We start from the raw sequence: 14,453 nt of genomic DNA, 5'->3' as shown, positions 1-14,453 counted from the left end.
ATAAATGAAAAACAAGCATGTCATTCGTTGCCGAATTTCGGAGAATAAATTCAGGGCGATTCCACGGCTGTTTTGCCTTGATATCGAGGCTTGCAAAGTCGCACAAAACACCGGCATCTCTGGCCCTGCGACCAGCCGATTGTATACTCAAATCAGACAACACATCGCCGGGCAATGCGAGCGTATGTGTTCACTAATTCATTGCCCGTTTTGTTCCTTTCCGGCGGTGTTTTAGCACCGCCCTCTCTGCCGTCATTCTCGCCGCAGGCGGGAATCCAGTTAAATATCTGTCACGCGTAGCGTGACTCTTTATTGGCATCCGGCTTTGCCAGACACAAACCGGCGGCTTCGCCGCAAATGAGTCCGGCTACGCCGGACGGCATACTCCACTGGATTGCCCGGCCAATAATAATATGGGCCGGGCAATGACGCCCCTTATTTGTCATTCTCGCCGACAGGCGGGAATCCAGAGTGGCGTAGCCGCCGGGACACGCTCATACATTAGCGATAAGCAACAAGCACCATCGCCTTGCCGTCATTCTCGCATCGAACGGCGCGGCATCAAAGCAAAGGAGTTCGGCTACGCCGAACGGTTTAATAACTGGATTGCCCGGAACAAGCCGGGCAATGACGACTCTTTAATTCGTCATTCTCGCCGTAGGCGGGAATCCAGTTAAAATATGTCGTCCGGCGTAGCCGGACTCCTTTGAAAGAGTGTGAGTTTCGCTTCAATATGCGCCGCGAAAATGGGTGTCAATATCTGCTAAAATCTATCCGAAATCACCGCTTAAAGTATCTTGAACCTTATAAAATAACGCGCGCCGCGGCGCGGTCTGAGTTTTGGCCGACCATGGTCAAAATCATGATGGTCACAATGACTATTTAAGCCAGGACCATTTAAGCTCAGGACTATTTACGCTCAGACTATTTACGCTCAGGATTATTGAGTTGATTAACGCCATTTTCACCTGGTTTGAACAGTATAGCGATCCTTTTCCTGAGGACGCGCCTGCAAAACCGCCGTCCTCCTTGTTCGGCTTTGTGGTTCACTACGCCAAGCCATTTTGGCGTTTGATCGCCGCAGCCGCGGTGCTGTCAACCATAATTGCGTTAATAGAAGTTTACCTGTTCTCTTTTGTTGGAAATCTGGTTGATTGGTTGGTTGAAACTGATCGAGGTTCTTTTTGGGAAGTTCATCAAACAAAAATCATTGCGGTAAGCATTCTAACCGTGGTGGTATTACCGCTGTTAAAATTCTTTTACGAAGCCGCGACCCATCAGGGCTTGCTGGGCAATTTTGCCATGCGCACACGTTGGCAAGCGCACCGATACTTACTGCGTCAAAGCGTTGAATTTTTCCAAAACGATTTCGCCGGAAGAGTGGCGGCGAAGATGATGCAAACTTCTCTCGGCGTGCGTGACGCTATTGTCAAACTCACCGAAGTGCTGCTCTATGTGATCGTGTATTTTTCCGGTGCTGTTATTATTTTTGGCGCAAGCGATATTCGCTTGACTTTTCCGATGATTGGCTGGCTAATCGGTTACATAATCATTCTGTATATTTTCATACCAAAACTGCAAAAAGTGTCTATGCAGCAAGCGGAAGCCCGGTCAATGGTCACCGGCCGGGTGGTGGACAGCTACACCAACATCACCACGGTCAAGATGTTCGCTCATGCTAATTACGAGGATTTGTATGCCCAGGAAGGAATGCAAATATTCCTTGATACGGTCTATCGGCAAATGCGCCTGGCGACGACCTTGTCGATTTGTTTAACCATAATGAACGCATTGCTGCTTTTCAGTGTGGCCGCCAGTTCGATTTGGTTATGGCATGCCAGTGTGGTAACCGCAGGGTCGATTGCCTTCGCCATGGGGTTGGTCATGCGACTTCAGGGCATGTCGCAATGGATTCTTTGGGAAATTTCCGGGCTGTTTGAGAACATTGGGGTAATCCAGGATGGCATCGAAACCATTTCTAATGATATTGCCATCGTCGATGCCCCGCAAGCACGACCGCTCAAAGTCAGAGAGGGCGTGATCGAATACCAAAACATCTCTTTTAACTATGGAAAAGATGATGGCAACAGCGGCGTTATAGAAGACTTATGCTTGTCTATCAGCGGCGGAGAAAAAATTGGAATTGTCGGGCGCTCAGGCGCGGGCAAATCCACATTGGTAAGTGTGTTATTACGATTCTACGACCTGGGCAAGGGGAAAATCCTGATCGACGGACAGGACATCAAATCGGTGACCCAGGATAGTTTGCGCGCGCAGATTGGCATGGTAACCCAGGATACTTCGCTACTCCACCGCTCGGTGTTTGATAACATTCGCTATGGCAATGCGGACGCCACTATGGAAACCGCAATCGCCGCAGCAAGGCAAGCCAAGGCGCATGATTTCATTAAAGATCTGAAGGATTTAAGGGGGCAAATCGGATATCAGGCGCATGTTGGCGAACGCGGCGTCAAGCTGTCAGGCGGTCAGCGACAACGCATCGCCATCGCCAGAGTGTTATTAAAAAATGCGCCAATACTGGTGCTTGATGAAGCGACCAGCGCCCTCGATTCTGAGATTGAAGCGGCAATCCAGGACAGTCTCTATAAATTGATGGAAGATAAAACGGTTATCGCCATTGCCCACAGGCTTTCCACCATCGCCCAGATGGACCGTTTGATCATTATGGATGAAGGTCAAATCGTCGAACAGGGAACACACAATGAACTCCTGGAAAATGGTGGTTTGTATAGCGAATTATGGGCGCGACAATCCGGTGGATTTCTTGCCTATGACTTAAAACAAAGCGACCAAGCGGCGTGAATCACAGCGGCTTCGCTTGCACGCTAAAGTTTCCGAAGATATTGCGCGTAATACAACGGCCACACAATCCTGTTGTCGTCATTGCCGCCGACCGCCGCGCCGACCAGTTTGACGGTTTTTGCGGGCGCGTATCGCGCGATATAGGCGGACAAACTTTTAGCGCGAGTTCGTGAACCGCTTTTGACCTCAACCGGAATAACCTCCCCGCCTTGATAAATAATAAATTCGATTTCACTGCGCGCCTGTTCCCAGGAATAGGTGGGATAACACACGCTTACGCGAAGTTCATTTTGCACAAAATTCTCGGCGATATATCCTTTGTAGTTGATCTTTTGCGCCAACTGATCCACATATTCCATCTCCAACAAATAACCCAACAAACCGACATCAAAGAAAAATATCTTAAAGATGTTTTCTTTGGCGAGTGTTGTCAATGGCGGCGTCGGCTGGCTGCTGATCGGATGGCATTTGGAAATCAGTTTGGATTTTTCCAGCCAGGCAATCGGATCTCGAATGTCGTTGTATCGCCGTTTTTTTTCAACGATATTCTTAAACGCAAAACGCTTGACCGACCCATCCTGATTTTTGGATAATTGCCTGGGCACATTCAGAAACACCGACTCGATGTGTTGTGCATTTATTTTGCCGCTGTATTTGCCAAAATCGCGCACGTAACCTGCGATTAAATTTTTATGAATTTCCTTGACCATCCGGCAACGTTCATTAACGCTTGCTTGCGCGTCGAACCAAACGCCAACCGCTTCCGGCATTCCGCCGACAAAATAATAATCCAACAGCATCGCCCAGAGTTGGTCGTGGACGCTTTTTTGCAGCGCTTGCCGCCTGAATGCTTTGAGTAACTTCGTCTTTCCGGATGCCATTAGAAATTCCTCGAAGTTAAAAGGAAACAATTCCAGCAGGTGAACTTTCCCGACCGGAAAAGAGCCGAGCAATCCGATATTGGAACCCGAAGCGCAGACATATGCAATCGGCAGTTTTTCGGCGAAATACTTCAGCGAGTTCACTGCGCCTTGACATTCGCCGACTTCATCAAAAAAAATTAAATCGGTTTGCAGGTTTATGCCGACATTGAAACGAATCTCGATTTGGGCGAGAATCGCATCGGCTTCAAGACTGTCCTCAAACAAAGTCGCCAACGTCCGGTCTGCCAAAAAATCCAGTTTATGCACGGTGCGGAATTGGGCTTGACCAAAAATATGTTCAACAAGATAAGATTTGCCGACTTGCCGCGCGCCGTCGAGCAGCAGCGGCTTTCGCGTCTCTTGTTTTTGCCAATCGATCAGTTGATGAGTCAGTAAACGTTTCATTTCGGAGTTGCCTCGAAGTTGCCGAGAGACGGTTGATCGTGGCGGAATTATAACTGAAACCGCACTTTTATGCGCATATAAATGCGAATTTTACACACTTTTATGCGCATGAAAATGAGAATTTTACACACTTTTACGCGTGTAATGCGCGGGTAAAAATGTCGCAACCACCCGCGACCCGCCACCGTGGCGATTAGGGCGAATACAGTCTTCGGGTCAGGATTTTCAGGAATGTGCGGGGGTGGATAGATTGAGAAACTTGTTACACTACTAATGGCGCATAAGGCATGAAAGAGAAAGGCGAACCGATTGCAACATCCTACTGTGATTTTGTGCAGGTGGAAGCGAATGTTGCATAACAGGAACGCGCGAAGATTCCAATCCGGCCTGATCATCGCAACCCTTTGTCGCCGGTTAAAACTTTCTCGGCATTAACTCTTTCTCATCCGACCAGAATAATCTGAATTTCGAGCTATTCAGGCCAGTCTTTTAGATTTTCTGTTGCAGAGTTTAAACGAACCAGTTTGTCCCAATCAATCTCTCCATTATCCTTGCACAGCAGATTTGCAAATTCCTTGGTAAATTTATTGATTATCTGTGAGTATGATCCTACAAAATCATCATTTTTTTCTTTGGCTTTATACCCGAGCGGTTCAATGATTCTGGTGAATCGACTGTAGATTGCTAAAGTGTTTGGCAAGATCAATCCGATGGCATAATCTCAAGCAGGGTATTTGAAATTGCGTCAAACCAATTTATTTTTTCGGCAATCTTATCCTTTAGCGCGGACATTTCATCGCTACTGAGCTCCCTGCCTAATTGTTCAATTGCAACTGTTTGGGCATCCTCTTCATTTAATGAGTAAATTAATTCATTTGCCATATCAAAAATTTCCTCTTGTTACCCGCTATATATGTTTTCTCTGTGCCAGTTAAGGTGTATGTCTGTTGTTATTTCCATTCTATACTCGTTTCAAAAGTGGTTTGTCGATGCCGGTTTTCCGTGTGCATTATCCAAGTTTGAACATCATAGGCAACATCCCATCACTGGTCAAGCAACCTTAGATTATTGGCTCCGATGCTCAATAGTGCCAAAGGCGGATTCAATGGGATTGATTGTTTCTCGAAACCTCATCGCTTCATTTTTGAATTAAACGACAGGCAAAACGTAACCCGCCAACTCGCTTTTGAGCTCGTGCTTGCGCGCGGTCTCGATAAAAGCCGCGTCGATGGCGTTGCTTGTAAGTTGCGCCAAGTCGTCGCGGGAAAGATTCAGCGCATCGGCAACCGTCGCAAAATTTTCGTTCATATAGCCACCGAAGTAAGCCGGGTCATCGGAGTTGACGGTAACGCACATACCCTGGTCCAACATCCGCTTGAGTGGATGTTCAGTCATGTTCGGTACCACACATAATCGGGTATTGGATAATGGGCAAACAGTCAACGGCATTTTCTCGGCAACCAGGCGTTCAACCAACGCTGGGTCCTGCAAACAACTGTTGCCATGATCGATACGATGAACCTGCAACCGATCCAGCGCACTGTAGATATATTCCGGCGGCCCTTCTTCGCCGGCATGGGCAACACACAGATAACCCTGGTTTCTCGCCTCGGCAAACACCTGCTCAAATTTTTCGGGAGGATTATCGCGCTCACTGGAATCGAGACCGACGCCGATAATTTTCTCCCGGTAAGGTCTGGCCAGCTCCAGGGTGTTAAACGCATCAGCCTGGTCGAGATGGCGCAGGAAACACATGATGACACGAGAACTGATGCCATAATCTCGCTCAGCCGCCTGCAACGCACGGCTAATGCCATTGATCACCACAGCAAAGGCGATGCCCCTGCAAAGATGACCCTGAGGGTCGAAAAATATTTCCGTGTGCCGCACGTTTTGTGCATGAATCCGGGTTAGATAGGCAAAGGTCAGATCGAAAAAATCCTGTTCGGTCTGCAGCACGTTCATGCCCCGATAGTAGATATCGAGAAAATCCTGCAGCCGGGTGAAGTCATAGGCATGCCTCAGCTCGGCTACGCTCGAATACGGCAATGCAATGCCATTGCGCTCGGCAAGTTCAAACATCAATTCCGGCTCAAACGTCCCTTCGATATGGCAGTGCAATTCGACTTTGGGCAAGCCGTGAATAAATTTCTTCATGTCGGTGAAATTGCTTGGGTTATCGACGATATATTCTCGAAAGGGGGGGGCCTTTAGCCACACAAAATCATCGCCAGAGGGCGGGATTTAGCCAGCGCTGCTTCATTTATAATTATTGGCATTTATAATGGTTCAAGATACTTTAAGCGGTCGATTTCGGATAGATTTTAGCAGATATTGACACCCATTTTCGTGGCGCATATTGAAGCGAGACTCACACTCTTTGAAAGGAGTCCGGCCTGCGGCGAGAATGATGGGCTGGGGCGACAATGGTGAATCGGAAGGCGACGATTTCTTTTGAGAGGGCAATGGTAAATAATTGTCACGCGAAGCCTGACACTAAAACGTGCTCTGGCGTAGCCAGACTTCTTATTCTCAATGTGCCATTGGCATCTCAACTCGCCTTTGTCCTCTCAATTCACCATTGCCCTATCATTTGTCATTGCCCGGCCCATATTATTATTATTGGCCGGGCAATCCAGTTATTAAACCGTTCGGCGTAGCCGAACTCCTTTTATCGCGGCTTCGCCGCGTCTGGATTCCCGCCTACGGCGAGAATGACGGCAGGAGGATGCGTAGCCGGACATTTTCTCTCGTGTGCTTTGGCGTCTCAACACGCCTTTGTCCTCTCGGTTCACCATTACCTATCATTTGTCATTGCCGGTCCATATTATTATTGGCCGGGCAATCCAGTGGAATATGCCGTTCGGCGTAGCCGGACTCATTTGCGGCGTAGCCGCCGGTTTGTGTCTGGCAAAGCCGGATGCCAAAAAGAGTCACGCTACGCGTGACAGATATTTAACTGGATTCCCGCCTTCGGCGAGAATGACGGCAGAGAGGGCGGCGCTAAAACACCACTGGAAAGGAACAAAACGGGCGATGTATTAGTGAACACATACATGTCTGATTTGAGTATACAATCGGCTGGTCGCCGGGCCAGGGACGCCAGTGATTTGTGTGACTTTGCAAGCCTCAATATCAAGGCAAAACAGCCGTGGAATGGCCCTGAATTTGTTCTCCGAAATTCGGCAACGAATGACATGCTTGTTTTTCATTTATAGAACAATTAGGTATGACCATTTCACTATACCTTAAAGTATCTTGAACCTTTATAATTATTGGCATTTACAATTTTGGCAGTGGAAATAGGGTTGTTCATAAATCATCTAGGGTCATAATAACTTGAGGGGTTTTTCCATGCACAATTTTAGCAGGATCCGATAGATACTGTCGTGGCGATAATTGAAGCGAAACTCACACTCTTTCAAGTGCAAGTAGAAAGTATGTTTACTCATGCCGCGGAACTTGACAAGTCGGCATTTGGCGAACCCCCAGAAGCCTTCGATGCCGTTGATGTGAGCTCGCCCGCGCATGAACTCATTGCGCCATGCGCGACCTTGAAATGTTTGCCATACCCGACATCGACCAATCTATCATAGCCGCGCCAGCCGTCGGAATAAATGACGCTGTCGATGGATACGCGCCCCAGAATAATGGCTTGTAGCGTAGCTTTCCGGCAGTCCGGCACGATTCAGTATAGACCTGGCCATTGCATTTGAAGAGGCCGAACACGGCGGAATTACTGATCAACGCCAACCGCAACCTCGCGCGTTATCGGCAACTCGGTTACAAAGTAATCAAGGACAAATTGCGCGGCCACCAAGGGCCGCTCGCGGGAATGCACACCGCCTTGCTCGAAGCCGCGCATCCGTGGGTGTTGACCATCCCGTGCGACGGCCCTTTCGTCGCCGACGACTACGTCGCCCATGACGGCGAGCGCATGCAACCGGTCTATTCCCTCATCCACCGCGACCTCGCCCGCAACCTCGAGAAGTTTCTCTCCACCGGCGAACGCAAAATCGACCGCTGGCATGAACAACACGCCTTCGCCACGGTGGATTTCTCCGAAAACCAATCTATGTTCGTCAATATCAACACGCCGCAGCAACTGGCTGAAATCGAGCAACTATTAGCAGCAGAGGATTGAACCCGGCCGGCATCTGCCCGTGCCGAACCCGCAGAAAGGCGGGAATAACCAGGTCTTGCCGCCGCTCGCCATTTCCCGCGTTCGGATAGAATTCACGGCGTGCCGCCCGTCATGGAGAAGATCAACCCGAGCACCTGGACTTTGGAAATTGGCGGCGAGTCTTGCGAACAGCCGCAAACCTTTCGTATTGATGACCTCAAACGTAAATTCAAAATCTATTCTTACGAACTGCAACTCGAATGCGGCGGCAACGGGCGCGCCGCGTTTGATCCGCCGGCTAAAGGCAACCAATGGACCACCGGTGCTGTGTGTTGCCCGAAGTGGACCGGCGTGCGACTTGGCGATGTGTTGAAGTATTGCGGCGTTAACAGCAATGCCGTGTACACCGCATACCACGGCGCCGATACGCATCTCAGCGGCGACCCAGCCAAACGCCCCATCTCGCGCGGTGTTCCCATCGCCAAAGCACTGGAACAAGAATCCTTGATTGTATGGGCGATGAATGACAGCGACATCAATATCTTGAACGGCTTTCCGTTGCGCGTCATCACCGCCGGCTGGCCGGGTTCCACTTGCGGAAAGTGGTTGGCGCGCATTGACATTCGCAATCAAGTCCACGACGGCGCCAAGATGACCGGCTCATCCTACCGCGTGCCGCGCAACCCAGTCGCGCCGGGGACAAAGGTGCCGAAAGAGGACATGGTCATTATTGAAAGCATGCCGGTAAAGTCTCTGGTTACACGCCCGCAAACTGGCGCGAGTTATGCGCTCGGCGATGCTGTTGCTGTGCGTGGGCACGCCTGGGCCGGCGACCTCGCGGTGAAAACGGCGCATATTTCGACCGACTTCGGCGCGACCTGGAAGGAAGCAAAACTGCAAAACCCGGCTAATCGCCTCGCTTGGCAACATTTTTCTTTTACTACTCGCTTTGAGAAACCCGGTTATTACGAAATTTGGGCGCGGGCAACAGACCGCAACGGACACGCCCAACCTATGGTGGTGCCGGACTGGAATCTCAAAGGTTACCTCAACAATCGCTGCCATCGGGTTGGTGTTTACATCTCATAAAAGCGGCTTTATTGCGTTATTTATCTTGCTTCTTTCCGTAGCGACGCCTACTGTTTGCCGGGCGCAGGAGGATTCCGCTTACGACAATGCCACGGGGCTTTTTATCGCACCCGGCTATCGGGCGGTCATCGCCCATTGCACCGCATGCCATTCGGCAAAATTGATTACGCAGCAAGGCGCAAGTTACGAAAGTTGGAATGAAACCATCATTTGGATGCAGGAGGAGCAGGGATTGTGGCACATTGATGAGGTGCCACTGACCGAAATTCTACTGTATCTCTCGACGCATTACGGAGAAGACCGGCTTCACTGGCGACCGCCTTCTGACGCAGACAATCCGGATCGCAGTAACTGATTGAAACCGAACAACCACTGCGGAGAGATTTGTCAATGTCAACACGCCGCAGCAGTTGGCGGAGTGGAAACCACAGGCAGGGCCGGGGGCTGGTTGGCCGGCCCATAAAAGCCCGGCCTGCAATCAAAGACTTGGAAACAGCGCCAGGGATGGTGACTGACGGCTCGCTTGGAATAAACAAAGGGGCTGGCACCTAACATTCTATATGTTAGTGTTGGCAAATGTATCTAAAGTATTGTAAATTAAGCAAAAATAAGCAACTAGGTTGATGAAATATTTCGTTGCGGGCGCCACGGCGAGAACGGTCGCGGATTTGGCGGGAATCCATCGCAATACGACGACAAGATTGTTCCGCAGACTGCACGAGCGCATCGCGCTTAAACAGCACCAGCGGGGCGAGCAATTTGGCGGCGAGGTGGAGTTGGACGAGAGTTATTTTGGCGGCGCGCGCACGGGCAAGCGCGGTCGGGGGGCAGGCGGCAAGGTGGTTGTGTTCGGTATTTTAAAGCGCGGCGGGAAGGTGTATACGCGGGTCGTGCTGGATGCCAGCGCGAGCGCGTTGATGCCCGTGATACGGTGGAAAATAAGGATTGACAGCGTTGTATACACGGACTCTTGGCGTTCTTACAACGCTTTAGATGTGGCTGGCTTCCGGCATTGTCGGATCAATCACAGCGAGCGGTTCGCGCGTGATCGCAACCCTATAAACGGCATTGAGAACTTTTGGAATCAGGCGAAACGACACTTGCGCCGATTCAACGGCGTGCCGCGGCAACACTTCGATTTATTCTTGAAAGAATGCGAGTGGCGGTTTAATATAGGCGCTCCAAACAAATTGCTGGCAGACCTGAAAAAACTGCTCAAAGAGATTTATTAGGTGCCAGCCCCAAACAAAAAACCGGCCACAAGGGCCGGCTCTTTTTGTGTAAATGCCTGGCGGTGTCCTACTTTCACATGGGGAAACCCCACACTATCATCGGCGCAAAGCGTTTTCACTTCTGAGTTCGGGATGGGATCAGGTGGTTCCCGCTTGCTATTGCCACCAGACAAACTGGTCATAAAGCAGGCTGGAACTGCTTTATCTATTTTGTGTATCAACAGTCATCAGAGTGTTAATACAATTTGGGGTAGTCATCGGCGCCATATCTCTTAAATTGCTTGTTGCATATAACTCATCGAGGTCAAACCTCTTGGGTGTTATATGATCAAGCCTCACGGGCAATTAGTACTGGTTAGCTTCATGCATTACTGCACGTCCACACCCAGCCTATCAACGTTGTCGTCTTCAACGACCCTTCAGTCCGACCGCCCGAGAGCGGCCAGAGGGGAGACCTAATCTTGAGGGGGGCTTCCCGCTTAGATGCTTTCAGCGGTTATCCCGTCCGTACATAGCTACCCGGCAATGCCACTGGCGTGACAACCGGAACACCAGAGGTACGTCCACTCCGGTCCTCTCGTACTAGGAGCAGCTCCTCTCAAGTCTCCGGCGCCCACGGCAGATAGGGACCAAACTGTCTCACGACGTTCTAAACCCAGCTCGCGTACCACTTTAAATGGCGAACAGCCATACCCTTGGGACCGGCTACAGCCCCAGGATGTGATGAGCCGACATCGAGGTGCCAAACACCGCCGTCGATGTGAACTCTTGGGCGGTATCAGCCTGTTATCCCCGGAGTACCTTTTATCCGTTGAGCGATGGCCCTTCCATACAGAACCACCGGATCACTAAGACCAACTTTCGTTCCTGCTCGACGTGTCTGTCTCGCAGTCAAGCACTCTTGTGCCTTTACACTAACCGCACGATTTCCGACCGTGCTTAGAGTACCTTCGCGCTCCTCCGTTACTCTTTGGGAGGAGACCGCCCCAGTCAAACTACCCACCACACACGGTCCCGGACCCGGATAACGGGCCTCGGTTAGGGCCCCAAACAAGCAAGGGTGGTATCTCAAGGGTGGCTCCACGGAGACTGGCGTCTCCGCTTCAAAGCCTTCCACCTATCCTGCACATACTTGTTCAGAGTCCAGTGTGAAGCTGTAGTAAAGGTTCACGGGGTCTTTCCGTCTAGCCGCGGGTACACTGCATCTTCACAGCAAGTTCAATTTCGCTGAGTCTCTGGTGGAGACAGTGTGGCCATCGTTACGCCATTCGTGCAGGTCGGAACTTACCCGACAAGGAATTTCGCTCGAATAATCCTAACTATTTCTAGCAAGGTCGGACTTTCTCTTGAGTATTTACCCTCTTTTTCGGTTCATTTGATTTGCGATTTCTCGAATTTCTTCAAGACCCGCTTCGGTCAAATGAACGTCTTTCTCCATCAGTAAAAGCGCCCGGCGGAACTTTTTAAAATCCACGCCTTTTTGCGTTTTCATTTGATGTGTCATAAAAAATGGTGAAATTATATCCAGCAGATGTTTAACATTTCTGACTCTATAGGCCATCCTGGTAGATGTTTTATCCTTTCTATTCACACGAACCACCCCACACCCGAAAAACGTTTTTAAAGCATGTAATACTTTTACGTCTCGTTCATGTTGTACTACGGTAAATTCAGGTAACACCTGATAACCTAATGTCATCGTGTCGTTTTTGTTTATGCCGATGTGAAAACAACCTTCTCCATCAACAAAACCGACGATCCACTGTGCTTCTAATTTCATATCATACTCCCGAACATAAAGTCTCTGAGGATTTCTGACAGGCTACTGTCAGATCTTTCCTGCGGATTGTCCCCATGTCTGCCAGATTTTTACTGCCTGACTTGATTTTTGGAGTACAGCCAAGAAATTTCTTCTTTTTCGTATTATCCAACAAGTCAAACGAGTACTGAGCAGTTTTGGAGGAGTTTCCCGCATATGGTTCAGTTTTACTAAGGCTAGCGTTACGTAACCTTAGGACCGTTATAGTTACGGCCGCCGTTCACCGGGGCTTCGATCAAGAGCTTCGCTGCAAGCAGCTAACCCCATCAATTAACCTTCCGGCACCGGGCAGGCGTCACACCCTATACTTCCTCTTGCGAGTTTGCAGAGTGCTATGTTTTTAGTAAACAGTCGCAGCCACCTCTTTATTGCAACCTCCTTGGGCTCACAGAGCAAGTCTGATCACCTACCAGAGGCACACCTTCTCCCGAAGTTACGGTGTCATTTTGCCGAGTTCCTTCACCAGAGTTCTCTCAAGCGCCTTAGGATTCTCACCCCACCCACCTGTGTCGGTTTAGGGTACGGTCGTGTATAACCTGAAGCTTAGAGGTTTTTCCTGGAAGCATGGCATCAATTACTTCGCGCTAATAAAAGCGCTCGTCATCGCGTCTCGATCTTAAAGGACCCGGATTTTCCTGAAGTCCAAATCTACTCGCTTAAACCGGCATCCAACAGCCGGCTAACCTAGCCTTCTCCGTCACCCCATCGCAGTTATACTCGGTTCAGGAATATTAACCTGATTCCCATCGACTACGCATTTCTGCCTCGCCTTAGGGACCGACTCACCCTGCGCCGATGAACGTTGCGCAGGAAACCTTGGGTTTTCGGCGTGCGGGCTTTTCACCCGCATTATCGCTACTTATGTCAGCATTCTCACTTCTGATATCTCCAGCGAACCTCACGGCTCGCCTTCACGGACTTACAGAACGCTCCCCTACCATGCCGCCCCTATCCGAAGATAGGGGCGGCATTCGCAGTTTCGGTACACATCTTGAGCCCCGGTATATCTTCCGCGCGGACCGACTCGACCAGTGAGCTATTACGCTATCTTTAAAGGATGGCTGCTTCTAAGCCAACCTCCTGGCTGTCTGAGCCTTTCCACATCGTTTCCCACTGAGATGTGTTTAGGGACCTTAACTGGCGATCTGGGCTGTTTCCCTCTCGACGACGAAACTTATCTCCCGCCGTCTGTCTCCCGTGATTGCACTTTCTGGTATTCGGAGTTTGCAATGGGTTGGTACCGCTAGACGCGGCCCTAGCCATGACAGTGCTCTACCCCCAGAAGTGAAACACGAGGCACTACCTAAATAGTTTTCGGGGAGAACCAGCTATCTCCGGGCTTGTTTAGCCTTTCACTCCTAACCACAGCTCATCCACTCATTTTTCAACATAAGTTGGTTCGGTCCTCCAGTCGGTATTACCCGACCTTCAACCTGGCCATGGCTAGATCGCCCGGTTTCGGGTCTAATCCTAGCAACTATCGTCTCATTAAAGACACGCCCTGTTAAGACTCGATTTCTCTACGGCTCCCCTATACGGTTAACCTTGCTACTAAAATTAAGTCGCTGACCCATTATACAAAAGGTACGCAGTCGCCTATCCGAAGACAGGCTCCCACTGCTTGTACACACACGGTTTCAGGTTCTATTTCACTCCCCTAACAGGGGTTCTTTTCGCCTTTCCCTCACGGTACTGGTTCACTATCGGTCGATAAGTAGTATTTAGCCTTGGAGGATGGTCCCCCCTCGTCCGAAGACATTTCAGACAGAGTTTCTCGTGCTCCGCCCTACTCGATTTCATCCGGCCACCCATTTCATATACAGGACTATCACCTTCTACGGTTCCGCTTTCCAGCGGATTCTACTATGCGTGGCCAGACTTATGGGCTGTTCCCCGTTCGCTCGCCGCTACTAAGGGAATCTCGGTTGATTTCTTTTCCTCCGGGTACTTAGATGTTTCAGTTCCCCGGGTTCGCTTCGCGCGCCTATGTATTCAGCGCGCGATGACCCCGAAGGGCCAGGTTTCCCCATTCGGAAATC

12 protein-coding genes, 2 rRNA genes and 5 pseudogenes (1 of these 19 running past the window's edge) are annotated in these 14,453 nt (G+C 50.1%); 10 read left to right on the top strand and 9 right to left on the bottom strand.

All coding sequences use genetic code 11. The features are described from left to right. Window positions 1-4 precede the first annotated feature (4 nt). A pseudogene (locus tag ACP158_RS00625) lies at window positions 5-107 on the top strand (IS1595 family transposase); the annotation flags it as partial. A 183-nt stretch (window positions 108-290) separates the two neighbouring features. On the opposite strand, the gene ACP158_RS00620 reads toward ACP158_RS00625, so the two are convergent. Beyond that, entirely contained in the window at window positions 291-446 is a 156-nt protein-coding gene (locus ACP158_RS00620) for a hypothetical protein (RefSeq protein WP_424947081.1), read from the bottom strand. On the opposite strand from ACP158_RS00620, the gene ACP158_RS00615 reads away from it, so the two are divergent. Both ACP158_RS00615 and ACP158_RS00610 read left to right on the top strand, forming a co-directional pair. After that, window positions 426-677, top strand: a complete 252-nt coding sequence (locus ACP158_RS00615; RefSeq protein ID WP_424947080.1) for a hypothetical protein — start codon at window positions 426-428, stop codon at window positions 675-677. The two genes, ACP158_RS00620 and ACP158_RS00615, sit on opposite strands and share 21 nt — an antisense overlap. A gap of 271 nt (window positions 678-948) precedes the next feature. Then, complete coding sequence (locus ACP158_RS00610; protein ID WP_424947079.1) at window positions 949-2,823, top strand: ABC transporter ATP-binding protein; 1,875 nt, start codon at window positions 949-951, stop codon at window positions 2,821-2,823. 23 nt (window positions 2,824-2,846) lie between these two features. On the opposite strand, the gene ACP158_RS00605 is transcribed toward ACP158_RS00610, so the two are convergent. The 4 genes from ACP158_RS00605 to ACP158_RS00590 form a co-directional block, all read right to left on the bottom strand. Then, window positions 2,847-4,151 (bottom strand): ATP-binding protein, encoded by a 1,305-nt coding sequence (locus ACP158_RS00605; protein WP_424947078.1) that lies wholly within the window; start codon window positions 4,149-4,151, stop codon window positions 2,847-2,849. A gap of 472 nt (window positions 4,152-4,623) precedes the next feature. After that, the gene (locus tag ACP158_RS00600; protein ID WP_424947077.1) at window positions 4,624-4,851 is read right to left on the bottom strand and encodes a hypothetical protein; all 228 of its coding nucleotides are present in this window, start codon (window positions 4,849-4,851) and stop codon (window positions 4,624-4,626) included. A 2-nt stretch (window positions 4,852-4,853) separates the two neighbouring features. Further along, entirely contained in the window at window positions 4,854-5,033 is a 180-nt protein-coding gene (locus ACP158_RS00595; protein ID WP_424947076.1) for a hypothetical protein, read from the bottom strand. 267 nt (window positions 5,034-5,300) lie between these two features. Beyond that, window positions 5,301-6,308 carry an adenosine deaminase gene (locus ACP158_RS00590; protein WP_424948371.1) on the bottom strand — a complete coding sequence of 336 codons (1,008 nt, stop codon included), beginning with the start codon at window positions 6,306-6,308 and terminating at the stop codon, window positions 5,301-5,303. A gap of 308 nt (window positions 6,309-6,616) precedes the next feature. On the opposite strand from ACP158_RS00590, the gene ACP158_RS00585 reads away from it, so the two are divergent. Genes ACP158_RS00585 through ACP158_RS00575 form a run of 3 tightly spaced genes read left to right on the top strand, consistent with a single transcriptional unit; the run spans window position 6,617 to window position 7,196 of the window. After that, window positions 6,617-6,811, top strand: coding sequence for a hypothetical protein (locus ACP158_RS00585; RefSeq protein WP_424947075.1), 195 nt, complete (start codon window positions 6,617-6,619; stop codon window positions 6,809-6,811). After that, window positions 6,751-7,023, top strand: a complete 273-nt coding sequence (locus ACP158_RS00580) for a hypothetical protein (RefSeq protein ID WP_424947074.1) — start codon at window positions 6,751-6,753, stop codon at window positions 7,021-7,023. Before ACP158_RS00585 ends, ACP158_RS00580 begins: the two co-directional genes overlap by 61 nt. Beyond that, window positions 6,966-7,196: a hypothetical protein gene (locus tag ACP158_RS00575; protein WP_424947073.1), complete on the top strand. Its 231-nt coding sequence runs from the start codon at window positions 6,966-6,968 to the stop codon at window positions 7,194-7,196. The genes ACP158_RS00580 and ACP158_RS00575 overlap by 58 nt, the downstream gene beginning before the upstream one ends. A gap of 58 nt (window positions 7,197-7,254) precedes the next feature. Here ACP158_RS00575 and ACP158_RS00570 read toward each other — a convergent pair. Both ACP158_RS00570 and ACP158_RS00565 read right to left on the bottom strand, forming a co-directional pair. Then, window positions 7,255-7,363: pseudogene (locus tag ACP158_RS00570) on the bottom strand (IS1595 family transposase); the annotation flags it as partial. Between the two features lie 117 nt (window positions 7,364-7,480). Beyond that, window positions 7,481-7,880 (bottom strand): annotated as a pseudogene (locus ACP158_RS00565) (IS1595 family transposase); the annotation flags it as partial. On the opposite strand from ACP158_RS00565, the gene mobA reads away from it, so the two are divergent. From mobA to ACP158_RS00545, 4 genes and pseudogenes are all read left to right on the top strand, one after another. Then, window positions 7,858-8,295 (top strand): molybdenum cofactor guanylyltransferase, encoded by a 438-nt coding sequence (gene mobA / locus ACP158_RS00560; RefSeq protein WP_424947072.1) that lies wholly within the window; start codon window positions 7,858-7,860, stop codon window positions 8,293-8,295. The pseudogene ACP158_RS00565 and the gene mobA overlap by 23 nt on opposite strands. Before the next feature lie 87 nt (window positions 8,296-8,382). Next, window positions 8,383-9,363: pseudogene (locus ACP158_RS00555) on the top strand (sulfite oxidase); the annotation flags it as partial. Between the two features lie 25 nt (window positions 9,364-9,388). After that, window positions 9,389-9,718: a hypothetical protein gene (locus ACP158_RS00550; protein WP_424947071.1), complete on the top strand. Its 330-nt coding sequence runs from the start codon at window positions 9,389-9,391 to the stop codon at window positions 9,716-9,718. A gap of 221 nt (window positions 9,719-9,939) precedes the next feature. Continuing rightward, window positions 9,940-10,595: pseudogene (locus tag ACP158_RS00545) on the top strand (IS1595 family transposase). A gap of 54 nt (window positions 10,596-10,649) precedes the next feature. On the opposite strand, the gene rrf reads toward ACP158_RS00545, so the two are convergent. Both rrf and ACP158_RS00535 read right to left on the bottom strand, forming a co-directional pair. Continuing rightward, window positions 10,650-10,765: ribosomal RNA gene (rrf, locus tag ACP158_RS00540) — 5S ribosomal RNA — on the bottom strand. A 154-nt stretch (window positions 10,766-10,919) separates the two neighbouring features. Continuing rightward, window positions 10,920-14,453 (bottom strand): 23S ribosomal RNA (locus tag ACP158_RS00535); it runs 109 nt beyond the window's last position.

It is taken from the genome of Candidatus Spongiihabitans sp., from assembly GCF_965247905.1.
Classification (GTDB): domain Bacteria; phylum Pseudomonadota; class Gammaproteobacteria; order Arenicellales; family Poriferihabitantaceae; genus Spongiihabitans.
This window is presented reverse-complemented; position numbering and strand designations above follow the sequence as displayed.